This is a genomic window from Paraburkholderia sp. UCT31, from assembly GCF_014397655.1.
Lineage (GTDB): Bacteria > Pseudomonadota > Gammaproteobacteria > Burkholderiales > Burkholderiaceae > Paraburkholderia > Paraburkholderia tuberum.
Genome location: NZ_VZQP01000013.1, coordinates 1 through 23,646, shown reverse-complemented (window position 1 = coordinate 23,646; position 23,646 = coordinate 1). Strand labels below are relative to the sequence as shown.

Below are 23,646 nucleotides of genomic sequence, written 5' to 3'. Positions count from 1 at the left end.
CCGCGCGACGCTTAACGGCCACGGTCGCCGTTGCGCGACGGTTGCGCACCACGCGGCGCATCGTTGCGCTTCGCGCCGCCGCCGAGCAACGCGCCCGGATTGCCGTTGTGCGAACGATTGCCCTGCGGCTTGCGCGGCGCATGATGCGCGGGAGCGCCATCATGCGCGGCGGTACGCGGCCGATCGTCGTTACGCTGCGTATCGCGACGCGGCTGACTGCCATTGCCGGCCGGCTTCGCACCTTGTGGCCGCGGCGTGGGCTGAGCGTTCGACGCACGCTGGCCCGAACGCTGACCCGTGCCTTGTCCCGAACGCTGACCGGAGCCTTGAGCCGGCTTGGCCGGTGCGCCACCACCAGCACCGCCGTCACGACGCACCGCACCTTGTCCCTGGCGCGGCGAGCGCCCGCCACCGCCCTGCCCGCGTCGCAGGATCGGCTCCGGCTTCGCGGTCGGGTCCGGCTCGAAACCGGCGATCACTTCCTGCGGGACCGGACGCTTGATCAGCTTCTCGATGTCCTTCAGCAACTGCAGTTCATCGACGCACACGAGCGACACCGCCTCGCCGGTCGCACCCGCGCGACCCGTGCGGCCGATGCGATGCACGTAGTCTTCCGGCACGTTCGGCAGATCGAAGTTGACCACGTGCGGCAACTGATCGATATCGATGCCGCGTGCGGCGATGTCGGTCGCCACCAGCACCTGCAGCGTACCGTCCTTGAACTCGGCGAGCGCGCGCGTGCGCGCCGACTGGCTCTTGTTGCCGTGAATCGCGAGCGCGCTGATGCCGTCCTTCGTCAGCTGCTCGGCGAGGCGATTCGCGCCGTGCTTGGTGCGCGTGAACACGAGCACCTGGAACCAGCTGTGCTGACGGATCAGATGCGTGAGCAACTCGCGCTTGCGGTCGCGATCGACCGGGTGAATCTTCTGCGCGACCGTTTCGGCCGTCGTGTTGCGGCGCGCGACTTCGATCAGCGCCGGCGAGTCGAGCAGGCCATCGGCGAGCGTCTTGATCTCGTCGGAGAAGGTCGCCGAGAACAGCAGGTTCTGGCGCTTCGGCGGCAGCTTCGCGAGCACGCGCTTGATGTCGTGGATGAAGCCCATGTCGAGCATGCGGTCCGCTTCGTCGAGCACGAGGATCTCGAGATGCGACAGGTCGATGGTCTTCTGCTGCATGTGATCGAGCAGACGGCCCGGCGTCGCGACGACGATATCGATGCCGCGCCTGAGCGCATCGATCTGCGGATTGATGCCGACGCCGCCGAACATCACGGTCGACTTCAGCTTCAGATACTTGCCGTAGGCGCGCACACTTTCTTCGACCTGCGCGGCAAGTTCGCGCGTCGGCGTGAGGATCAGCGCGCGCACCACGCGCTTGCCGCCGGCGGCCGGCGGCATCGAATTCAGGCGCTGCAGGATCGGCAGCGTGAAGCCGGCGGTCTTGCCGGTGCCGGTTTGCGCGCCGGCGAGCAGATCGCCGCCGTTGAGCACGGCCGGGATCGCCTGAGTCTGGATCGGAGTCGGGCTGGTGTAGCCGAGTTCATTGACAGCGCGGACCAGCGGTTCGGACAAGCCGAGGGAATCAAAAGACATAAAAGCTCTTTGCAATGCAGTGTCGCGAACGGCCCCGCTGGGCCCAAAGGACCCCAACGCGGAAAAACCAGCGCGGCATCGACACGCCCGCATGGCGTGTTCGAGGCCGAGGCCCGGTTCCGTTCACGGAGAAATCGGCGGCACGCTCACAGATGTGCCGAATGTTTCAACGCGCTATGCAGACACGTCGACTGGCCTTAAGTTGCAATTCGTCGCCGTGGAATGTCACGCGACATAGCGCGCGACACTGACGAATTGACACAGACTGCCCGCCAGTACGAACAGGTGCCAGATACCATGTCCGTGGCGGATGCGCTCGTCGTTGATGAAGAAATAGATGCCGGCGCTATAGATGACGCCGCCGGCCACGAGCCACGCGGTCCCCGCGGCCGGCAACGCCTGCACCAGCGGGTGGACGGCTACGAGCGCGAGCCATCCCATCAACACATACAGCACCATCGACACGCTGCGGGTGCGTCGCCCGAGCGTGAGTTCCTGCACGATGCCGAGGGCAGCGAGCCCCCAGCTCACGCCGAATAACGACCAGCCCCACGGTCCACGCAACGTGACGAGCGTGAACGGCGTGTAGCTGCCGGCGATCAGCAGGTAGATCGCCGAATGATCGCATTTCTGCAGAACCGCCTTCAGACGCGGATGGCTGACGCCGTGATACAGCGTCGAGATCGCATACAGCACAAACAGCATCGCACCATATACGGCGAAGCTGACGACCTTGTACGCGTCGCCGGCGAGCGTGCCCATCGTGACGAGCGTCGCCAGCCCCACCACCGACAGCACGGCGCCGACGAGATGGGTGATGCTGTTCAAACGCTCACCGAAGGGCACAACTCTTTCCTCCTGCACGGTCCCACGAGGGCAACCTCCAACACAAATAGCCCTACATGATACCGGTCCTGAAAGAACGAAGGGCGCGGCCGCGAATTTCGCAGGCCGCGCCCGGGGTGCGTCGAACCCTGCTTAGTCGAGCGGCGCCGAACGCAGATCGGCCACCTGCTGCGGCGACACGGCCGTGCCGTGGTTGCCCCAGGACATACGGATGTACGTCACGACCGCTGCGACTTCCTGATTCGACAGAGCTTGCGCGAACGGCGGCATGCCATACGGACGCGGGTTCCCTTCCGTGCTCGGCGGATAACCACCGTTCAGCACCATGCGGATCGGGTTGACCGCGGACGGCATCTGGATCGACTGGTTGTTCGCGAGCGGCGGGAATGCCGGCGGCCGGCCGAGACCGTTATCCTCGTGGCACTTCGCGCAGTTGTCAGCGTAGATCTTCTGTCCTTGCTTCAGCAGTTCGCCGCCGAATTTTTCCGAGGTTTCGAGCTGCAGCGGTTCCGGTGCTTCGCTCTTCTGCGGAATCGTCTTCAGGTACGTCGCCATCGCGTTGATGTCTTCGGTCGACAGATACTGCAGGCTGTTGTGAACCACTTCGGCCATCGGACCGAACACCGCGCCGCGGTTCGACACGCCGGTCTTGAGCAGGTCGGCGATGTCCTTGAGGTCCCAGTCGCCGAGGCCGGCTTCGCGGTTCGACGTCAGCGACGGCGCATACCAGTTCTGCAGCGGAATCAGGCCGCCCGCGAACGCGGCCGAGTTGACCGGGGCGCCCATCGCATTGATCGACGTGTGGCACATGCCGCAGTGACCAAGGCCTTCGACCAGATACGCACCGCGGTTCCATTCGACCGACTTGGTCGGATCCGGCTTGAACTCGCCTTCACGGAAGAACAGCGTGCGCCAGCCGATCAGCATGTTGCGCTGGTTGAACGGGAATTTCAGTTCGTGCGGACGGCTCGGCACGTTGACCGGCGCGACCGAGCGCAGGTACGCGTAGATCGCGTCCGAGTCGGCGCGCGTGACCTTCGTGTAGCTCGTGAACGGGAAGCCCGGATAAAGCAGGCTGCCGTCCTTCGAGCGGCCGGTGTGCATCGCGCGATAGAAGTCGTCCTGGGTCCACTTGCCGATGCCGTACTGGTCGTCCGGCGTGATGTTCGGCGTGAACATCGTGCCAAACGGCGTGGCCATCGGCAGGCCGCCGGCAAACTGCTTGCCGCCGCGCACCGTGTGGCAGGCGATACAGTCGCCGGCGCGGGCGAGGTACTCGCCCTTCTTGATCAGGTCGGCCTGGTCCGCGGGCGTTGCCGCCACGGCTGCGCCGCTGCTATGCAGATTGTCGCCGCCCGACCAGAGGACGGGAACGAGTGCGGCGGCCGCGACCACGACGACTGCCGAGAGGGCGAACAAAGACTTGTGTTTCATTTGAATGTCTCTCCCGGCGCCTTATTGCGGTTCGCTGCCGCAGGCAAGCGGAGTCTTCAAGGAGCGGGCCGGAGCCGGCACGGGGTTTGGCGGAGCCTGCTGCGTGGAAAGCCAGGCCGCGACGGCGTTCACGTCTTCGTCGCTGAGGCGCGTGGCGATGGTGTGCATGCAGTCCGGCGCGATCGCGTGACGCGTGCCCGAGCGCCATGAACCGAGCTGCGCGCTGATGTAGTCGGCGTGCAGACCGACGAGACCCGGAATCGCCGGTTCCATACCGGTCAGTGCCTTGCCGTGGCAGGCCGCGCAAGCGGGCACCTGCTTCGATGCATCACCGTGCAGCACGATCTGCTCACCGCGCGCGAGCGTGGCGGCCGAGACCGTCGGCTTGGCCGGCGTCGGATACGGCGGGCGCTGCTGCGAGAAGAAGGTGGCGATCTGATGCAGGTAGTCGTCGGAGAGATACGTGACGAGGTAGTTCATCGGCGGGTACCTGCGGCGCCCTTCACGGAAGTTCTGCAACTGATTGAACAGATATTCCGCCGGCTTGCCGGCGAGGCGCGGGAAGTAGTCGTTGTCGGTACCTTGCCCATGCGAGCCATGGCAGGCCGTGCAGCCTTGCACGCGCGCTTCCATCGTGTCGGGGGCCTTCGGTTGAGTCTGCGCTTTCGCTGCGCTATAGACACCCGCGGTGCCGATCAACAGAAGGGCAAGCAACGGGCGGAAGAGGCGTCTTGAAGACACGCGTAACTCCATCAGAATCGGGGACCTGACCGAACTTCGGGCGGCTCGGTGTGAAGGACAGCCGTCGCCGCGGCGACGCAGCATTCTATCATCGAAGGGTAATGGTGACTATTTGCCGCATTAGAGACGGTTCCAGGTGTGACCGCCATGCGACAGTGTGTCGCGTTATGCCGGTTTCGGACTTTGGTTGCGTCACGGATCGTGGTCGACGTCTTTGCCTCAAAAATAATCACGGCGGCATCGCCGCAAACGTGATGCCGTGTGACGCATTCGATCAAGCCAGGTTGAACCGATCCCCGCGCGCGCCATCGAAGCGTACACTTCCGGGCTCGCCGGCCGTCGTGCAGACGATGCGCCTCGCCGGCCCGCCTATGTTCCGTTCGTTCTCATCCGCTATCGGCCTTACATGAAGCTATTCGATTTCTCCTCGTCGACGCTGCGAGCGTTGATGTCCGGCGCGGTGGCGCTGGCCATGTCGTCCACCGCGTTCGCGCATGCGCATCTGATCTCGAGCGTGCCGGCCGCGAACGCCGACGCCGTCGCGCCTACCGACCTGACGATCCATTTCACCGAGCCGCTCGAGCCCGCATTCAGCAAGATCACACTCGCCGATGCAAGCGGCAAGCCCGCGACGCCGGGCGCGTCGACGGTCGATAGCGCGGACGCCCGCGTGATGCACCTCGCGCTGCCTCAGTTGACGAGCGGCCGCTATGCGGTGCACTGGATCGCGGTGGCCACCGACGGCCATCGTACCCATGGCGACTTCGCGTTCAACGTCAAATGAACTTCGACGGACTGTGGATCGGGCAGGTCGCAATGGCCGCGCTCATGAACGTCTCGTTCGGCTTTGCCGTCGGCTCGGCGCTACTCGGCGCATGGCTCGCGAGGGACGGGCTCCAGGGCACTTCACCGGCGCGTCCCGGCTGGATGCGCGCGCAACGCTCGATGCTCGCGGCCACCATCGTGCTGGTGCTCGCGGATCTCGGCTGGCTCCTGTATCAGGCGGCGTCGATGAGCGGTGTCGCGTTGTCCGCGGCGTTCGGCGCGGTGCCGACGGTGCTGACGCAAACGCATGTCGGCTATGGCTGGAGCGTCGCGTTCGGCGGCGCGCTGGTGCTGCTCGGCACCGCGCTGAGCCATGGCACGGGCATGCTGCGCAATACGCTGCTGTGGCTCGCGGTGCTCGCGATCGCGGCGGGTAAGGCGTCGCTCGGTCATGCGGCCGATGCCGGCGTGGTGTCGGCCGCGATCGGCATGCAGACGCTGCACGTGCTCGCAACGAGCGTATGGGGCGGACTCGCGATGGCCTCCGGCCTGGCGGTGCTGCCGGCGCTCGGGGCATCCACTGCGCGGGGCATGCTGATCCGCACGGCGACCCAGGTGTCGAACGTGTCGATCGTCGCGGTCGCGTTGGTGTTGCTGTCGGGCGTCTTCAATGCGGTGCGCGACTCGGGCAGTTCGTTCGAAGCGATTCAGGCGAGCACGTGGGGTCATGTGCTGACGTTGAAGCTCGTGCTGGTCGCGCTCGCGCTGGTGCTCGGCGCGCTGAACCGCACATCGGCGCTGCCACGCCTGCGTCGCACCGCATCGACGATGGATGCGCACACCTTCGTCAACGTGATGTATCTGGAAGCGCTCCTGATGATCGGCGTGTTCGTCGTCGCGGCCGCGTTGTCACACACCGCGCCGGCGTTCGCTGCGCTCGGTTGAACGCGCGGCGCGGCATAGGCGATTGACCAATCGGCGATGGATGCGCGACGGCCGCGCGCGTCCATCGTGCGTCAGTTCTACGACAGCACCCGCGGATGCGCGCCGCGTAAAAGGCGCCGCACTGCGAAGCCCGCTTACTCGAAGCCGAGGCGATGACCGAGAATCGGCGCGCAGAACAACGCGATCGCGCAGCCCGCGGCCTTGCCTTCGAGTTCGGCGCCGGCCGCGTGCGAGCCGACCATCTGCGTGAGCAGATCGAAGACCTGCGGCAGGCAGTACAGCACCGCCGCGGCGATAAAGCATTTCCCGACTACCGAGATGTTCCATCCGCGCTCGTACGCGAGCATCGCGCCGATGATGCGCAGCACGCCGAACGCAACCAGCGCGCCGACCGCCGCCTGTTCGCGGATCAGATAGTCAGGAAGGAATTCGCCCATGGTGCTCCTCGCTGCATGCGTTGTTGGCATGCATTTCAGCAAGGAGCAGGCCATACGTATGTCCGATACCGAACAAACGTCGCGAAAGCCAGGCGGGATAAGGCTCGGCGGGGAGTGATGCAGGTCGGGGCGGCAGCGCTCGAACGCCGGTTCGAGCCGGCTGGTCCGGGATGTTACGTTACTGCGACGGCCCGCGCGTCACGTGGCCCGCCGGCGGCGTTCCGCCTGCTTCGCTCAGGTGTTCAGATCACCATTCGGCGACGCTGCCGTCCATGTGACGCCACACCGGATTGCGCCAGCGGTGACCGACCTTCGCCATCTCGCGGACCTTCTCTTCGTTGACCTCGATGCCGAGTCCGGGGCCCTGAGGAATCGACACGAAGCCGTCTTCGTACTTGAATACTTGCGGATTCTTGATGTAATCGAGCAGGTCATTGCCCTGGTTGTAGTGGATGCCGAGGCTCTGTTCCTGGATGAACGCGTTGTAGCTGACCGCGTCGATCTGCAGACAGGTTGCGAGCGCGATCGGGCCGAGCGGGCAATGCAGCGCGAGCGCGACGTCGTAGGCTTCCGCCATCGCGGCGATCTTGCGGCACTCGGTGATGCCGCCCGCGTGCGACGCGTCCGGCTGGATGATGTCGACGTAGCCGCCCGACAGGATGTGCTTGAAGTCCCAGCGCGAATAGAGACGCTCGCCGAGCGCGATCGGCGTGTTGGTCTGATTGACGATGTCGCGCAGCGCCTCGGCGTTTTCCGACAGCACCGGCTCTTCGATGAACAGCAGCTTGTACGGGTCGAGTTCCTTGGCGAGCACCTTCGCCATCGGCTTATGCACGCGGCCGTGGAAGTCCACGCCGATTCCGATGTTTGGCCCGACCGCCTCGCGCACCGCCGCGACGTTGTTGATCACGCCTTGCACCTTGTCGAAGGTGTCGATGATCTGCAGCTCTTCCGAGCCGTTCATCTTGACGGCCTTGAAGCCGCGCTCGACCACCGCGCGTGCGTTGTTCGCGACATCGCTCGGACGGTCGCCCCCGATCCACGAGTACACCTTGATTTTGTCGCGCACCTGGCCGCCGAGCAGCGCATGCACCGGTACGCCGTGATGCTTGCCCTTGATGTCCCACAGCGCCTGATCGACGCCGGCGATCGCGCTCATCGTGATCGGGCCGCCGCGATAGAAGCCCGCGCGGTACATCACCTGCCAGTGATCCTCGATCAACAGCGGGTCCTTGCCGATCAGATAATCGGACAGTTCCTCGACGGCCGCGGCGACCGTATGCGCGCGGCCTTCCACCACCGGCTCTCCCCAACCGACGATGCCCTCGTCGGTCTCGATCTTGAGGAAGCACCAGCGCGGCGGGACGATGAAGGTTTCGAGCTTGGTGATTTTCATGGTGTGTGTCTCCGGTGTCGATCGGAGTTGGCGCTTTGGCGCTTACTCCGAACCCATGCAAAGCATGGTCTGCGGGCATGCAAAATTTCGGGGAATTCCATGCTACAACAAAACTGCACTTAAATACTATTAATAGTATTATTTGCCACATAGTGGTGAGATCTGGCCGACTTACCGCGCGCGTTGCGCGACGGGATCATCAACCGCGAGGAGAAAACCATTACGCACGATCTGCACGGGCGAGTCGCCCAACTGCTGGCGACCGCGATTCTGCGCGGCGACTATGCGCCGGAGTCGATCCTGCCTCGTGAAGCCGAGTTAATGGAGATGTTCGGCGTGAGCCGCACGGTGCTGCGCGAGGCGCTGCGCACGTTGACGTCGAAAGGGCTGATCGAATCGCGGCCGCGCGTGGGTACGCGCGTGCGGGTCAAGTCCGCGTGGAATCTGCTCGATGCCGATCTGCTCGACTGGTATTCGCGCGTCGCCGAGCCGATGGCGTTCGCGCTCAAGCTGCAGGAAATGCGCGAGATGATCGAGCCTTACGCCGCCGGCCTCGCGGCCGCCGCGCACACCGACGACACGTTGGGTGCGCTTGCGGCCGCGCATACCGCGATGGTGGCGGCGCGCAACGTCGACGAATGGGTGCGCGCGGATCTGCAGTTCCACCTGTGCGTGCTCACCGCGTGCAGCAACGAACTGCTGATCCCGCTTGGCGCGCTGATCGAGCGCACGCTCGAGGCACAATTGCGGCTCAATGCGAAACGCGCCGATGTGTTCAACGCGTCGCTCGCCGAGCACACGGCGGTGTTCGACGCGATTCGCGCGCGCGATGCCGCCGCGGCGTACGCGGCGATGGCGTCATTGCTCGGCGTGACGCGCGGGCGAATCGAAGGCTGAGGCGGACGTCGGCGCATTCGGTCTCAATCCATTGCCGCATGCGCGATCGACGCATCCGGTGCCTTGTGCGACGGCCGGATCAGCAGCAACAGCGGGATGACCAGCAGCGTCGCCACGAACATCAGCTTGAAGTCGTTCAGATACGCGACCATCGCCGCCTGCTGCGTGATCGACGCGTTCAGCGCCGCGATGTCATAGTTCGAGCCGCTGTTGAGCATCGACTGGAGCGCCGGATTGAACGCGGTGACGTTCGCAGCGAGGTCCGCGTGCGAGATCTGCGTGTTGCGCGTCATCAGCGTCTGCACGATCGAAATGCCGATACTGCTGCCGATGTTGCGCATCAGGCTATAAGTCGCGGTGCCGTCCGCGCGCAGCTCCGGCGACAGCGTCGAGAACGTCAGCGTGGACAGCGGCACGAACACGAGGCCGAGTCCGAAGCCCTGGATCACGCCGGGCCACACGATGTCCGATGCCGATAGCACGATCGTGTACTGCATCATCTGCCACAGTGCGAACGCCGAAATCAGGAAGCCGCAGAGCAGCAGCAGCCGCGCATCGACGCGCTTGAGCAGCCGGCCGGCGATCAGCATCGCGACCATCGTGCCGGCGCCGCTCGGTGCGGTGACGAGGCCCGTGGTCGCGACCGGATAGCCCATCAGGTTTTGCAGCATCGGCGGCAGCAGCGCACGGGTCGCGTACATCACCGCGCCGATCACGAAGATGAACAACGTGCCGGTCGCGAAGTTCGGATCTTTCAGCAACTTGTACTTGAAAAACGAGCGCTCGCCGATCGTCGCCGTGTGCACGAGAAAGAACGCGAAGCTGATTGCCGCGACGAGCGCCTCGATCACGATCTCGGTCGACGAAAACCAGTCGAGCTGCTCGCCGCGATCGAGCATCGCCTGCAACGCGCCGATCGCGAGGCCGAGCGTGATGAAGCCGAACGCGTCGAACTTCACGTCGTGTTTCGGCTCGCGCGTCGGCAGGAAGCTCGCGACGCCGAACAGCGCGATCGCGCCGATCGGCACGTTGATGAAGAACACCCAGCGCCAGTTGTAGCTATCGGTGAGCCAGCCGCCGAGCGTCGGACCGAGGATCGGCCCGACCATCACGCCCATGCCCCACACGGCCATCGCCTGGCCCTGCTTTTCGCGCGGGTTGATGTCGAGCAGGATCGACTGCGACAGCGGCACCAGCGACGCGCCGAAGATCCCTTGCAACAGACGCGACACGACGATCTGCGGCAGCGTCTCGGAGAGTCCGCACAACGCGGAAGACACGGTGAAGCCGCCGATCGCGATCAGCAGCAGCCGCTTCACGCTGAGGCGATCCGCCAGCCAGCCGGTGAGCGGCGTGGCGATCGCGGCGGCGACGATATAGGAGGTCAGCACCCACGTGATCTCGTCCTGCGACGCGGACAGCGTGCCTTGCATATGCGGCAGCGCCACGTTGGCGATCGTGCTGTCGAGGGTCTGGATCAGCGTCGCGAGCATGATCGAGATCGTGATCATCGGCCGGTTGAGCAGCTCAGTGGCGCTCGTCGACGTGGAGGCGGAAGACATGAATGGTGGGGAGGGTCGATATAGTAAGCATGCTTAGTATATCGACTATACGGGTTGGCGCTATCCGGAGTTGTGCCGAGGATAGAACGCACACGCAGTCGCGCTGTACGCCGAAGTGCTTCCGTATAATCCGCGCATGAAAACCCAATTCGAAGAGCGCTTCGGCTTTCTGATCTACGACGTCGGCCGGCTGGCGGGCAAGCGGTTCGACGATCTCGCGAGGTCGTCGGTCGATCTGACGCGCGCGCAGTGTCGCGTGCTGGCCTATCTCGGCCACTACGGCGACATCAATCAGGCCCGGCTGGCGGATCTGCTCGAGGTCGCGCCGATCTCGGCGGGCCGGCTGCTCGACCGGATGGAGGAGGGCGGCTGGATCGAGCGGACCGCGAATCCGCAGGATCGCCGCGAGCGCCAGGTGCGCATGACGCCGAAGGCTGAGCGCACGCTCGGCAAGGCGCGCAAGGTCGGCGACGAGGTCGCGCTCGAAGCGCTCAATGGTTTCAGCGATGAAGAAGCGGCGCAGTTGATCGCGCTGCTGCAGCGGGTGCGCGGCAATCTGAGCCGGATCGTGGATCGCTGAAGCGTCGCGGTGTTGGCGCGACGCCGAAGTCTTTCGCGCGAGCCGAGGTTACGTTGAGCTCGCGCTTCAAATCACGTTATCTGGATTCCGACGCCGGCGTGGCGCCGCTCGGCGGTACCAGCTCGTAACAGCCCGGCGCCACCGACGTTTTTGCTTTTGCATCCGATTGCTGCGGATCGATGCATTTGAACGCGCTCTGATCGCGCTGCACGAAGATCGTGTCGGCGGGACCGTTGTTGACCACGGCGACGATCTTGTAGCCGTCCTGCAGCAGCGTCGCGAGCATGGTGGAACTGGCGCGCCATTGACTGTCGGCGGTGCTCGGCGTTTGAGCTTGTGCGATGAGGGCGGCGGTCGTGCCGGCGAGCGTGAGCGCAGCGGTGGTTGCGGCGAGCGCGACGGTGCGGAGCGTCATTAAGGAACCTCTCGAAGTTGCGACGGAATTGCGGAAGGAAGCCGGAGGTGCCAACAAAACCCGCGGCGCTTCACTGCCCATACCCTGCGACGCCGCTGCTCATCGTTCGTTCCATCAGAAACTCGCGCAACGCTCGCTGGCAAGCCATGCTCGCCATCCGCCAAACTCCGAGATATCGGTTCCCGACTGCACGCCATAGGGCTCGCAGAGGAAACCGGTAACCCAGGAACCGTCGACGAGTTCGACCTTCCCCAGAACCAGCGGAGACGGAACGGTCGAAATAAACGAGCCGAACTCCGCGCTGGGCATTTCCCACACTTCGACAGCAATTTTTGCGCCGCCGTCGGTGACGCGCCACAGGCCTGGACGTTTCGTGCCGTCCGCCGACGCAGGCAGTGCCGACAACCGGTATTGCGCGGCAGTCTGAGTGGCCTGCAAGAGCCGCGCGCGTCGGGCAAGCAGATCGCGGTTGAGGGGCAACCCTTGCATGTGTGCGCCGCAGACCGCGATCCGCATGCGATCGTGGCTCGCCGCGCATCGTTCGCCGCGCGGCTCCGGCTCGACGGTTAGACCTCCGACGCAGTGCACGCCGCTCTTTCGTTGCAGCAGGTCGGCCACACCCAACAGATACTGGTCGGTGAACGCGCGGCCAAAGACGGTCACGCCCCAGGGCAGACCATTCTTCATGAAACCGGTCGGCGTAGCGACGGCGGCATAGTCCAGCAGATTCATGAAGTTGGTGTAATAGCCGAGCAGGGAGTTCGGACCAATGGGGTCGCGCTCCAACTCGTCGAGCGTCACGGCACGCGGATACGCCGGCGTCAGAACGAAATCGAGTGAATCGATCGACGCATCGCAGACGGCCTTCAATTCCTGCAAGCGGTACTGCGCGCGAAACAGTTCGACCGCGCTCGCGTCGGGTGCCTTCGCCAACACATCGCGAATGACGGGCAAAACCGCGGCGGGTTTCTCCGTCATCAACTCGCCCGCCACGCTGTAACGCTCGGCCACCCACGGCCCCTGATAGAGCAGATTGGCGGTTTCGACAAACGGCGTGAAGTCGATTTCGACAGCTTCACCACCTGCTTCTTCGAGCAACGCGCGCACCTTCGCGAACAGCCCGGGGCTCTCGGAACAGCCGGCGAATTCCAGTTGCGCCGGCACGCCGAACTTGAACGCCGTGGGCTCGCCAAACGCGCCTGCCGTATTCCATTGCGGATTCGCGCGGCTGTATGCATCGCGAGGATCGGGGTGCGCGCTCAACGCAAGCAACTCGCTCGCTTCTTTCGCCGTCGCCGTGAAGAACGTCACGCAATCGAGCGTGCGGCACGCGGGCACCACACCCGCGGTGGACAGCAGGCCTTTAGTCGGCTTGAGACCGACGAGATTGTTCAGCGCGGCAGGCACGCGACCGGAACCGGCCGTGTCGGTCCCGAGCGCGAAACTGGCGACGCCGAGCGCGACCGCGAGTGACGACCCCGCGCTCGAGCCGCCCGACGGATAGTCGGGATGCACGCTATTGCGACACTTGCCATACGGCGACCGGGTGCCGTTCAGACCGGTCGCAAACTGGTCGAGATTGGCTTTGCCGAGCGGCACCGCGCCGAGCGCGATCAATTGCGCAACGACGCTCGCCGATTGCGACGGCGTGTACGCGAACGCGGGGCACGCGGCGGTCGTCTGAATGCCGGCGAGATCGATGTTGTCCTTGATCACGAACGGAACGCCATAGAGCGGCAGGCTTTCGACGTCCTGCGTGTCGAGCCAGTCGAGGTAGGGCGCGACTTCATCTTCGGTCAGAAGATGGATGAACAGATTGAACGATGGATTGAGCGCCGCAGCTTTTTCGAGCAGTTCAGCGACGAGCCTGCGCGGCGTGAGCGTTCCATCACGGTATGCGCAGCGAAGTGTCGGGAGGCGAAGATCGAATGACGAGAATGAAGACATGGTTTGCGTCCAGATAATTAGTGACGTTCGACGACGGCGACGCGTTGCCCCGCGCGCACGGGCGAACCCGGCGCCACGTAGATCTCGCCGACCGTTCCGGCGCACGGCGCACACACCGCGATTTCCATCTTCATCGACTCGATGATGAGCAGCACGTCGCCCGCGTCGACCGCGTCGCCGGTTTTCACCTTGACTTGCCAGAGGCTGCCGGCGATCTCGCTGTCCACGGCGACTTCGCCGTCGTGAAGCGGAGCTAACTGAGTGTCTTCGGTGACCGGCGTCTCGAACGTGACTTCCGAGGTGCCCGCTTCACGCCACCGCGCGCGCTCGGCCTGAAAGGCCGCCTGCTGTCTTGAACGGAACTGCTCGATGCTGGCGGATTCGCTAGCGAGAAACGCCTGATAGTCCGGCAACGAAAGCTCGGACTCTTCAATCCGCAACGGAAAACGCCCAAGCGGAAAGTCCGCGCGGATGCGCAACAGTTCGTCGGCCGATACTTCGTAGAAACGAATCTGGTCGAAGAAGCGCAGCAAATAATGCTGGCCGGCGAAATCCGCGACTTCGCGGTAGCGATTCCACATCTGCAACGTGCGGCCGACGAATTGATAGCCGCCAGGCCCTTCCATGCCATACACGCACAGATACGCGCCGCCGATGCCGACCGAGTTCTCCGCGGTCCACGTACGGGCCGGATTGTATTTCGTCGTGACCAGCCGGTGACGAGGGTCGAGCGGTGTCGCGACGGGTGCGCCGAGGTACACGTCGCCGAGGCCCATCACCAGATAGCTCGCCTCGAAGACGATTTGCCTGACCGCGTCGATGGAGTCGAGGTCGTTGATGCGGCGAATGAATTCGAGGTTGCTCGGGCACCACGGCGCGTTCTTGCGCACGGTGGTCATATATTTTTCGATCGCGAGCTGGCACGCGGGGTCGTCCCATGACAGCGGCAGATGAACGACCCGCGACGGCACGCGCAGATCCTTCTGCAACAAGACCTCGTCCCACGCCCGCGCGACGATGTCGAGCAACCTGGCGAGCGGCAGATCCTCGGGCCGGTAGTGGATCTGCAGCGAACGGATGCCCGGCGTGAGATCGATGACGCCAGTCAGATGCTGCGCTTCGAGGGACTGCATCAGCGCATGTCCGCGAAACCGTGCCACAAGGTCGAGCTCCGCTGGACCGATTTCGAGCAGCAGATGTGTGTCGCCGGATACACGTGCGACGAGTCTGTCGCGGTCCGCGCCGGTATCGAGCACGATCGGCGACGTCAGCGATGCTCTTCTTTCGCTCGGCGCACCCGGTGCAATCTCGAGGCTCTCCAGTTCCCGACGACGCTCACGCGCAGCCTCACGCGCTTCTTCGACTTCGACGGGCGCGAAGCGGATCCTGTCGCCTGCTTTCAACTGGCCGATCTGCCAGAGGTCCGCCTCGATGATCGTCACCGGACAGACGAAGCCGCCGAGACTCGGGCCGTCGGGTCCGAGAATTACGGGCATGTCGCCGGTAAAGTCGACGGCGCCGACCGCGTACGGATTATCGTGAATGTTCGACGGATGCAGTCCAGCCTCGCCGCCGTCCTCGCGCGCCCACTCGGGTTTCGGTCCGATCAGGCGCACGCCGGTACGGCTGGAGTTGAAGTGAACCTCCCACTCGGTGTCGAGCAGCTGCGCGATATAGCGGGCGTTGAAGTATTCAGGTGCGCCGTGCGGGCCATAGATCACGCGAACGGTGCGCACGCCGTCGAGCGTCGGCGCGTCGACGAGCGCCGCGCCGGCCTGCGCATCGTCGAGCGGATAAAGATGCAGCACGTCGCCCGCGCGGATCGCGCGGCCGCCATGTCCGCCGAACTGGCCGAGCGTAAAGGTGCTGCGGCTGCCGAGATACAGTGCGACGTCGAAGCCGCCGCGCACGCACAGATAAGCGCGCGCGCCCGCGCCGCGTATCGTGCCGAGCGCGAGCGTCGAACCCGCCGGCACATGGAGGCTCGTGTTCACCGGCTGAGCGACATCGTCGAGCAGCACCGGAATCTGCGCGCCGGTGATGGCGACCACGGCATCCGTGTTGAAGCGCAGCGTCGGCCCGCTCATCGTGACTTCGAGAGCGGCGGCGTCGGCCGCATTGCCGAGCAGGCGATTGCCGAGCCGCATCGCCCGGTCATCCATCGGCCCCGACGGCGGGATGCCGACTGCCCAGTAGCCCAGGCGGCCGGGATAGTCCTGCACCGTCGTCTGCGTGCCGCCGCTGACGACTTCGACCGTGCTGGCCCGATACCTGAGCCCTTCGAGACATCGAGTCCACGGTTCGCCCGACGCGAACGGCCGGTCGCGCAGAATCTGGCGCAGATAGTCGCGATTGGTCTCGACGCCGTAGAGTCGGGTGTTGCGCAGCGCATCGTCGAGCGCATCGCGCGCTTCATCGCGAGTCGGCGACCACGCGATCACTTTCGCGAGCATCGGGTCGAAGTAAGGCGGCACTTCGCAACCGGCCTCGATCCATGTATCGATGCGCAATGCGCGCCCGTCGGCATTCGGGAACGCGACATCGGTCAAGAGGCCCGGACTCGGTTTGAAATCACGCCCCGGATCTTCCGCATAGAGTCGCGCCTGGATCGCGTGCCCTCGCGGCGTTAGACTCGCCGCCAGGTGCTTCAGCGGCGCGAGCGTGCCGGCCGCCAGTTCGATCATCCAACGCACGAGGTCGACGCCCCACACCTGTTCGGTGACGCCGTGCTCGACCTGCAGACGCGTATTGACTTCGAGGAAGTAGAACTGTTCGGCGGCGCTGTCGTACACGAATTCGACGGTGCCGGCGGAGCGATAGTCGACGGCTTTCGCGAGCTTGACCGCTGCCTCGCAGAGCGCGGCCTGAATGCCGTCCGGCAGGCAGGGGGCGGGCGTTTCCTCGAGCACCTTCTGATTGCGCCGCTGCACCGAGCAGTCACGCACGCCAAGCGCGAGCGCGTCGCCTTTGCCATCGCCGAATACCTGCACTTCCAGATGCCGCGCCCGTTCGATGTACTTCTCCAGAAACACGCCGGCATCGCTGAAATTGTTTTCGCCGAGGCGCTTCACGGCATCGAAATGGGCGCCGAGTTCGTCGCCGTTGCAGCATACCCGCATGCCGATGCCGCCGCCGCCCGCGGTGCTCTTCAGCATCACCGGATAGCCGATGGCCTGTGCCGCCGCGAGCGCCGCCGGCAAGTCCGCGAGCAGCCCGGTGCCTTCGAGCATCGGCACCCCTTCGTTGGCCGCGATTTCGCGGGCCGTGTGCTTGAGGCCGAACGCGCGAAGCTGCGCGGGGGTCGGTCCGATGAACGCGATGCCGGCCGCTTCGCAGGCTTCGCCGAACGCCGCGTTCTCCGATAAGAAGCCGTAGCCGGGATGGATCGCCTGCACGCCTTCGCGACGCGCAATCGCGAGGATCTTGGCCACGTCGAGATAAGTCAGCGCGGCCGGACCCTCGCCGAGCGCATGCGCGACAGGCGCTTCGCTGACGTGGCGGCTCGCTCGGTCGGCTTGCGCATAGATGGCGACGCCGGTGACGTCGAGTTCGCGCAACGTCCTGAGAATGCGGCACGCGATAGCGCCGCGATTGGCGATCAGAATCTTCTCGAACATGGAAGGTGTGTTGATTCGAAGGCGGGCCGTCCCGCCGTGGGAATGGCCGGCCGTGGTCGTCCACGGCCGAAGTCGCGTCAGCGATGCGTCTGGGTCAGTTCTTCGCGCGTACGGCTGAAGTACCGGCCCGAGCGAACCAGCATGAGGAGAAAAAGCCAGTGGCGGATGCGCTTCAATTCCATATCAGCAGCTCCGCGGGCGTCGGGTTGTAGGCGTTGCATGGATTGTTCAGCTGCGGGCAGTTGGAGATCAGTACGATCACGTCCATCTCCGCGCGCAATTCGACGTATTTGCCCGGCGCGGAAATGCCGTCTTCGAAGCTGAGCCCGCCCGTGGCCGTGACCGGCACGTTCATGAAGAAGTTGACGTTCGCGCCGATGTCCTGCTTCGACAGGCGGCCGTCGTGAGCGCAGGCACGCAGGAAGTTGTCGCGGCAGCTGTGCATGTAGCGCTTCTCCAGGGCGTAGCGCACCGTGTTGCTTTCCTGCGCGCAGGCGCCGCCGAGCGTATCGTGGCGGCCGCATGTGTCGGCGACGATCGTCAGCATCGGATTGCCGAGGTTCGAGTACAGCACCGAGCCCGACGTCAGGTAGAGGCTTTTTTGCCGGCGCAACGTGCGTTGCGGGTCGAAGCGCTCGCGCGGATCGGCGAGGCTGTAGAACAGCGTGTCGACCGCCTGGTTGCCTTCGAGATCGACGATGCGCAGCGTTTGCCCGGCCTTCACCTCGTGAAGCCACGGCTCGCCGGCGGCGAGTGTCTCGCGATAGACCGCGGTTTCCGGACGTTTGTCGCTGACGATAAGCGTGCTGGTCATAAGCGTGGCCTTCGCTCAAAGAAAGAAGCGTTCTGTGTTGATGAAACCGCGTGCGTTCTCTTCGCATGCGGTGCGGCAAACTTCGGCGACCTCGGGCCGCGCGTCGCTCAACTCGAGCTTGACGGGCCTCGGCGCGTACTCGGGGTTCGGGTCGAGCGGGTGCTGGATCGCGGTGAGCACGACGAGCGTGTTCATCGGTGCGTAGAGCTCGACGTAGTTGCCGGCTTTTGAGTTTCCTGGCACGAAACTGAGAACGCCGTCGTCGCTGACATCGACACGGCTGAACAGATTGAGCGTCATCAGCAGGTCAGTGATGCCGAGTCCCCACTTGCCCATTTCGACGAGCAGGTTGTCCGTGCCGTTGCGATAGAACGCGTTGCGCAGCTCCTGGTAGCGGCCCGCGCCGTATCGTTCGCGGACCTCGTCGGCGTTCGAAGCTCCGCCGATGCTGTCGTGCCAGCCACAGGTATCCGCGACGATCGCGGCAAGCACGCGGCCCATGTCGGAGTACAGGCAGTGCCCGACCGTGAGCCTGGCCGTGTGCTGGCACTTCAACGAATCCGGCAGATTGAGCCGTTCGCTCTTTTCCGTCGCGTTGACCATCATCACGCTGACGTTCGCACCGCCGCGCAGGTCGGTAATGCGCAGCGATCGACCACGCTTGACGATCAGCGACGTATGGCCGCCGCCCGGGACGGTTTCTTCAAGCAATAAGGTCGTATCTGAGTTCATACCTGAGTTCCCTTCAGTCGGAGACCAGTTCGATAGGCGATGCGCCTCGCACGGCAGCCTCGGCGATATGCACGGCGGACATGGAATCGCGGCTACGGTCGAGCGCAATGTTGTAGGTGATGCGCGCGCCATAGGCGCCCGGCGCCTGCGGGTCGACGCGCACCTTGTCGAAAACCAGCACGCGGCTTCCCAACGTGAAGCCTTCTTTCAGGTCATGCGTGACCATGAAGATCGTGAGCTTCGCTTCGCGCCACAGGTCGGAGAGCAGCTCATGCATGTCCTTGCGGATACCGGGGTCGAGCGCGCCGAACGGTTCGTCGAGCAGCAGCACGCGAGGCTTCATCATCAGCGCCTGCGCGATCGCGAGGCGTTGCTGCATGCCGCCCGACAGTTGCTGCGGAAACCTGTTCAAGGCCGCGCCCAGACCGACGCGCTCGAGCATGGCCGCTGCCTCGTCTTGCGCCACGCGCCGACGGGCACCGAATAGCCGGCCGGTGAACTTCGCCTGTGGAAGCTCCAGCCCCAGCATCACGTTGCGCAACACGCTCAGATGGTCGAACACCGAGTAGCGTTGAAACACGACGCCGCGATGCCTGTCCGGTTCGCCGGGCAGCGGCTTGCCGTCCAGCAGGATCTCGCCGCGCGTCGCGCGCTCCTGACCCAGCAGCAGGCGCAGAAACGTCGACTTGCCGCAGCCGGACGCGCCGACCATCGAACAGAACTCGCCTTCCTTGACGGTCAGATTCAAACGCTCGAGCACGACCTGGTCGCCGTATTCTTTCCAGACGTTGCGGACTTCGATCATCGCGCGCCTCCGTACCACGGGAAGCACCATTGCGTGATCCGGCGCAGCAGCTCGTCGGTGAGCCATGCGAGCAGCGTGATCCACGCGACGTACGGCAGGATCAGATCCATCGACAGATAGCGGCGCACGAGAAAGATGCGGTAGCCGAGGCCATCGGTCGACGCGATCGCTTCGGCGGCGATCAGAAAGAGCCACGCCGCGCCGAGAGAAAGACGCGTCGCCGCCAGCAGACGCGGCAGCAGTTGCGGCAGCACCAGACGCAGAATCAGCGTCCAGCTGGTGGCGCCGAGCGTCTGCGCCTTGACCCACAGCTCGACCGGAATCTCGCGGGCGCGAGCATGCAGATCGCGAATGATCACCGGCGTGATGCCGACGACGATCAGCACGACCTTCGACAACTCGTCGAGCCCGAACACGATGAACAGGACCGGCAGCACCGCCAGCGGCGGCACCATTGAGATCACGGTGATGAATGGCGACAGCGTCGCGCTGACGAGCGGAAACGAACCGGTCGCGATCGCGGCCACCAGTGCGATCACGGCACTGACGATAAGGCCGATGCCGAGCCGCCGCAAGCTCGACAGCGTGTCGGTCCACAACAGATACTCGCCGGTGCGCTTGTCCTCGGTGAAGGCGGCCGACTTCATCGCGTCGCTCATTTGCGCCGCGCTCGGCAGCAGCTTGTCATCGGGATTGAGCGAGAGTCGCATCGAGGACCCGGTGAAGTAGACCGCGAACAGCACGACGAACGGCAGCAGGAGCAGCATCAAGCCGCCGATCCGGCTCGGATGTCGATTGATGAGTCGCATGGTGAGCGCCTGGTTGGAAAGCTGGGGTGCGAGCCCGCGATAGCGAGCCCCCGGCGAGTGCCTGGACGGTCCGGCTCAGAGCTTGCCCGCGGCCGCCATCGCGACGTAGGTCGGATCGAAACGCAGCTTGACGTTGTTCTTGTTGCCGACGACGACGCCCTTGTCGAACGCCATGCCGACCGCGTCCGCGCTCTTCGCGTCCTGTCCGAGCAGGCCGTGATCGAAAGAGAACTTCGCGACGCGCGTCATGATCTTCGGCATGTCGGCGCTGGTGACGAAGTCGAGCGCGGCTTGCGGCGAATAGAAGAGGGCGGTCGTCGCCAGTTGGCCCTTGAAGTTGGCGAGATCGGTGCCCGAGGCCTTCGCCATCGCGGTCAGCGCGGACGTGCTGGCCGCGGAGTCGGTGTGCATCAGCGCGACCATTTCGAACCATGCACCGGTCAGCGCTTTGCCGAGGGCGGGGTTCTGCTGCAACGTCTTCGTGTTGACGACCATCATGTCCATGATTTCGCCGGGGATCTTGCTGGAGTCGAAGACTTCGCTGACGTTCGGCTGCGACTTCAGATCGGCGAGCATCGGATTCCAGGTGACCGCATTGTGAACCGTGGGGGTCGCGAATGCGCCCGAGATGTCGGCATCCGAGGTGTTCACGACCTTGAGGTCGCGCTCGCTCATGTGCGCGCTTTCGAGCGCGCGTGCGAGCAGGTAGTGGGAGACGGAAAACTGCACGAGGTTGACCTGTTGGCCCTTCAGGTCGGCGATCTGCTTGCCCTTGCCCTTCATCAGCACGCCGTCGTTGCCGTTCGAGTAGTCGCTGACGATCAGGGCCGTCGAATCCACGCCGCCGGAGGCGGGAATCGTGAGCGCGTCCATGTTGGTCATCGCGCAGCCGTCGAACTTGCCGGCCGTGTACTGATTGATGGACTCGACGTAGTCGTTCAGTTGCACGACGTCGACATTGATGCCGTATTTCCTGGCCCATTTGGACACGATGCCCTGGGTTTTCGCCTCACCCCACGGCATCCAGCCGGCGTAGATGGTCCAGCAGACCTTGAAGTCGTTGCGGCCCGCGGCGAACGTGGGGCTCGAGGCGAAGGTGGCGAGGGAGACGGCGGCAATGCCAAGACAGCGAACGAGCTTGAACATGGGTTGACCTCGGAGGGGACGGTTAGCGACGGCAGGGAGCAGCGCAAACATCGCGTTCTCTCCCGGGCTTTTATCCCGCCGTGTAACCTCGCCTGAGGTCGACAGCTCTCGGACCAGCACCTGCGTGAAGCAGGCCGGAACCCTAGCCGTCCATTTCCAGATTGTTTGTCGAACCGGAGTTGCGCCGGCTCCTTGCGCGCTCTTTAAAGCGGGAAGTGTGCCAGGGGCCATACCGAGGGTTGATCGTTAGCTTTGTGCGGCGAAGGGCAAGTTTTTGCCCTGGGGCGGGGAAGGTGTGCACTGATGTGTGTCAGGGAGCGCACTCGATTCGGGCGTGAGAGGACGGGTATCCGAGTCAGCGAAGCCAGATGAGATGTAACGGTCGTAGCGGGCTGCCTTGCTGCTCGCATGCGTCTGCGCCGTTCGAACGTGTTATTTGATGCCATCCCTATCGAATGCGAAACGAACCGCAAGTCAATGTCGTCCGGCAGATTCCACGCAGCGTGTGGGTTCCAGGATGTGTGAGTCTTTTCATGGACATCTCATCCGAAATCATCCACAGCCTGCTGCCGATGTTTCTGCTGGCAAGCCTTGGCGCCGGCGCCGGCACGATCGGGCTCATCGAGGGCATCGCGGAGGCCACGGCCCAGATGGTCAAGGTGTTTTCGGGAACGCTGAGTGACTACCTCGGCAACCGAAAGTGGCTCGCCGTAGCAGGGTATTCGCTCGGCGCAATGAGCAAGCCGCTTTTTGCCATTGCGTCGTCGGTTGGAGTCGTGGTGACGGCGCGCGTCATTGACCGTGTCGGCAAGGGCGTTCGCGGTGCGCCTCGCGATGCACTCATCGCGGATGTCACGCCGCAGCACCTGCGTGGCGCGGCCTTCGGCCTGCGCCAGTCGCTCGATACGGTCGGTGCGTTCCTCGGACCGCTGCTGGCCGTTCTCATCATGCTGATATGGGCAGATAATTTTCGGCTTGCCTTCTGGCTTGCCGTCATTCCTGGTGTGCTCGCGGTTGCGCTGTTGACGTTTGGTATCACGGAGCCTGAGCACGAGCCTCGCGCCAAAAGAAGCAATCCTGTGCGGTGGCAGAGTCTCAGGGAGCTTGGTTTGGACTACTGGTGGGTCGTAGGGATAGGCGCCGTTTTTGCGTTGGCGCGATTCAGCGAGGCTTTTCTGGTGCTTCGTGCGATGGGCAGCGGCGTACCGATTGCGCTCGTTCCGCTCGTCATGGTGGCAATGAATATCGTCTACGCGCTGTCCGCTTATCCGTTCGGGAAGCTCGCGGACACGATGCGGCATACGCGGCTGCTGATAGGTGGTCTGATCGTGTCGATTGGCGCCGACCTCGTGCTTGCACACGGCACCCACTGGAGCATAGTCGTCGTAGGCGTAGCGCTGTGGGGGCTGCACATGGGGATGACGCAAGGCCTGCTCGCTACGATGGTCGCGCACACGGCACCTGCGCATCTGCGCGGGACTGCGTTCGGTTTCTTCAATTTGCTAAGCGGCATCGTGACGCTGGTTTCGAGCGTTATCGCAGGCCAGTTGTGGGAACGTCTGGGCGCAGCCGCGACCTTTTATGCGGGCGCAGCCTTCGGTCTGATGACCGTGGTGCTGCTGCTCTTTCACCCGACACCGGCTCAATCTCTTCACGACCTGAGCTAACGTGGCATAGCCGGGGTATCCGTCTGGAAAATGCGCGCATTGTTGCCGCTATTTCCCCAACGTTGAGTGGTGTGTCGCTGCGTCTGCCTGAACTCGGATGCCCAGCGGTCGTCAGGCTTCGTGGCAGCGTTTCAAAACAAAAAAGCCGCTGTCCTTGTGGGACAGCGGCTTTTTCTTGAAGCTGGTGGCGAATCAGGGACGTACCCGCCAAATCGCTCTAAACCCCTGTCTACAAGGGCGCGTCGGGTCGGAGGGCTGACAGGTGTCACGGAAAAACCGTGACACCGAGCGTATCACGTTCACCACCAGGCGGAAGTCGGCGCTTTTGCTAACGGGCACTTACTACTTCAATGACTCTAAGCAATACTTGAGTGCCGCGCGTCAAACAAGATGAGAGCAGCGCGTCAATCAGGATGAGAGTACTGGCGTTGCGGCAGCGGTGGAGGGCGTAGCCCGGAACCGCTGCCGCAACGCCGCGCCGAGGAGCTCCCCGTCGTCG

The 23,646-nt window shown here is 64.2% G+C and carries 20 protein-coding genes and 1 riboswitch; of the genes, 5 read left to right on the top strand and 15 right to left on the bottom strand.

The window, feature by feature from the left end:
* Positions 1-11: 11 nt before the first annotated feature.
* From F6X40_RS13255 to F6X40_RS13240, 4 genes are all read right to left on the bottom strand, one after another.
* On the bottom strand, positions 12-1,592 hold the full coding sequence (locus tag F6X40_RS13255) for a DEAD/DEAH box helicase (protein WP_184066638.1): 1,581 nt from the start codon (positions 1,590-1,592) through the stop codon (positions 12-14).
* A gap of 225 nt (positions 1,593-1,817) precedes the next feature.
* Positions 1,818-2,438 carry a PAQR family membrane homeostasis protein TrhA gene (gene trhA, locus F6X40_RS13250; RefSeq protein ID WP_187628182.1) on the bottom strand — a complete coding sequence of 207 codons (621 nt, stop codon included), beginning with the start codon at positions 2,436-2,438 and terminating at the stop codon, positions 1,818-1,820.
* Positions 2,439-2,570: 132 nt separating this feature from the next.
* The gene (locus tag F6X40_RS13245; RefSeq protein WP_187628181.1) at positions 2,571-3,872 is read right to left on the bottom strand and encodes a c-type cytochrome; all 1,302 of its coding nucleotides are present in this window, start codon (positions 3,870-3,872) and stop codon (positions 2,571-2,573) included.
* 21 nt (positions 3,873-3,893) lie between these two features.
* On the bottom strand, positions 3,894-4,625 hold the full coding sequence (locus tag F6X40_RS13240; RefSeq protein WP_184022971.1) for a c-type cytochrome: 732 nt from the start codon (positions 4,623-4,625) through the stop codon (positions 3,894-3,896).
* A gap of 394 nt (positions 4,626-5,019) precedes the next feature.
* Between F6X40_RS13240 and copC the strand changes: the two genes are divergently transcribed.
* Together copC and F6X40_RS13230 are read left to right on the top strand one after the other, a co-directional pair.
* Entirely contained in the window at positions 5,020-5,397 is a 378-nt protein-coding gene (gene copC / locus F6X40_RS13235) for a copper homeostasis periplasmic binding protein CopC (RefSeq protein WP_090801770.1), read from the top strand.
* Positions 5,394-6,323 (top strand): CopD family protein, encoded by a 930-nt coding sequence (locus F6X40_RS13230; protein WP_187628180.1) that lies wholly within the window; start codon positions 5,394-5,396, stop codon positions 6,321-6,323. Before copC ends, F6X40_RS13230 begins: the two co-directional genes overlap by 4 nt.
* A gap of 134 nt (positions 6,324-6,457) precedes the next feature.
* Here the strand turns inward: F6X40_RS13230 and F6X40_RS13225 are convergent, their stop codons facing one another.
* Positions 6,458-6,760 (bottom strand): hypothetical protein, encoded by a 303-nt coding sequence (locus F6X40_RS13225; protein ID WP_184006488.1) that lies wholly within the window; start codon positions 6,758-6,760, stop codon positions 6,458-6,460.
* Positions 6,761-7,007: 247 nt separating this feature from the next.
* The gene (gene dgoD / locus F6X40_RS13220) at positions 7,008-8,156 is read right to left on the bottom strand and encodes a galactonate dehydratase (RefSeq protein ID WP_187628179.1); all 1,149 of its coding nucleotides are present in this window, start codon (positions 8,154-8,156) and stop codon (positions 7,008-7,010) included.
* Positions 8,157-8,339: 183 nt separating this feature from the next.
* Between dgoD and F6X40_RS13215 the strand changes: the two genes are divergently transcribed.
* On the top strand, positions 8,340-9,053 hold the full coding sequence (locus F6X40_RS13215; RefSeq protein WP_184022974.1) for a FadR/GntR family transcriptional regulator: 714 nt from the start codon (positions 8,340-8,342) through the stop codon (positions 9,051-9,053).
* A gap of 23 nt (positions 9,054-9,076) precedes the next feature.
* Here the strand turns inward: F6X40_RS13215 and F6X40_RS13210 are convergent, their stop codons facing one another.
* Positions 9,077-10,546, bottom strand: a complete 1,470-nt coding sequence (locus F6X40_RS13210) for a DHA2 family efflux MFS transporter permease subunit (RefSeq protein WP_260336435.1) — start codon at positions 10,544-10,546, stop codon at positions 9,077-9,079.
* A 205-nt stretch (positions 10,547-10,751) separates the two neighbouring features.
* On the opposite strand from F6X40_RS13210, the gene F6X40_RS13205 reads away from it, so the two are divergent.
* Positions 10,752-11,195, top strand: a complete 444-nt coding sequence (locus F6X40_RS13205) for a MarR family winged helix-turn-helix transcriptional regulator (RefSeq protein ID WP_184066623.1) — start codon at positions 10,752-10,754, stop codon at positions 11,193-11,195.
* 76 nt (positions 11,196-11,271) lie between these two features.
* Here the strand turns inward: F6X40_RS13205 and F6X40_RS13200 are convergent, their stop codons facing one another.
* The 8 genes from F6X40_RS13200 to F6X40_RS13165 all read right to left on the bottom strand — a co-directional run bounded on the left by F6X40_RS13200 (position 11,272) and on the right by F6X40_RS13165 (position 21,480).
* Entirely contained in the window at positions 11,272-11,610 is a 339-nt protein-coding gene (locus F6X40_RS13200) for a hypothetical protein (protein WP_187628178.1), read from the bottom strand.
* Positions 11,611-11,724: 114 nt separating this feature from the next.
* Positions 11,725-13,557, bottom strand: a complete 1,833-nt coding sequence (atzF, locus tag F6X40_RS13195; RefSeq protein ID WP_187628177.1) for an allophanate hydrolase — start codon at positions 13,555-13,557, stop codon at positions 11,725-11,727.
* A 17-nt stretch (positions 13,558-13,574) separates the two neighbouring features.
* Positions 13,575-17,174, bottom strand: a complete 3,600-nt coding sequence (gene uca, locus F6X40_RS13190) for an urea carboxylase (protein WP_187628176.1) — start codon at positions 17,172-17,174, stop codon at positions 13,575-13,577.
* Between the two features lie 172 nt (positions 17,175-17,346).
* Positions 17,347-17,988, bottom strand: a complete 642-nt coding sequence (locus F6X40_RS13185; RefSeq protein ID WP_187628175.1) for an urea amidolyase associated protein UAAP2 — start codon at positions 17,986-17,988, stop codon at positions 17,347-17,349.
* Positions 17,989-18,003: 15 nt separating this feature from the next.
* The gene (locus F6X40_RS13180; protein WP_184022980.1) at positions 18,004-18,720 is read right to left on the bottom strand and encodes an urea amidolyase associated protein UAAP1; all 717 of its coding nucleotides are present in this window, start codon (positions 18,718-18,720) and stop codon (positions 18,004-18,006) included.
* Between the two features lie 13 nt (positions 18,721-18,733).
* Positions 18,734-19,525 (bottom strand): ABC transporter ATP-binding protein, encoded by a 792-nt coding sequence (locus F6X40_RS13175; protein ID WP_187628174.1) that lies wholly within the window; start codon positions 19,523-19,525, stop codon positions 18,734-18,736.
* Entirely contained in the window at positions 19,522-20,334 is an 813-nt protein-coding gene (locus F6X40_RS13170) for an ABC transporter permease (RefSeq protein WP_187628173.1), read from the bottom strand. Before F6X40_RS13170 ends, F6X40_RS13175 begins: the two co-directional genes overlap by 4 nt.
* Before the next feature lie 75 nt (positions 20,335-20,409).
* Positions 20,410-21,480 carry a putative urea ABC transporter substrate-binding protein gene (locus tag F6X40_RS13165; protein WP_187616418.1) on the bottom strand — a complete coding sequence of 357 codons (1,071 nt, stop codon included), beginning with the start codon at positions 21,478-21,480 and terminating at the stop codon, positions 20,410-20,412.
* Positions 21,481-21,537: 57 nt separating this feature from the next.
* Positions 21,538-21,637: riboswitch (guanidine-I (ykkC/yxkD leader) on the bottom strand.
* A gap of 298 nt (positions 21,638-21,935) precedes the next feature.
* Here F6X40_RS13165 and F6X40_RS13160 point away from each other — a divergent pair.
* Positions 21,936-23,147: an MFS transporter gene (locus tag F6X40_RS13160; protein WP_187628172.1), complete on the top strand. Its 1,212-nt coding sequence runs from the start codon at positions 21,936-21,938 to the stop codon at positions 23,145-23,147.
* Positions 23,148-23,646 lie beyond the last annotated feature (499 nt).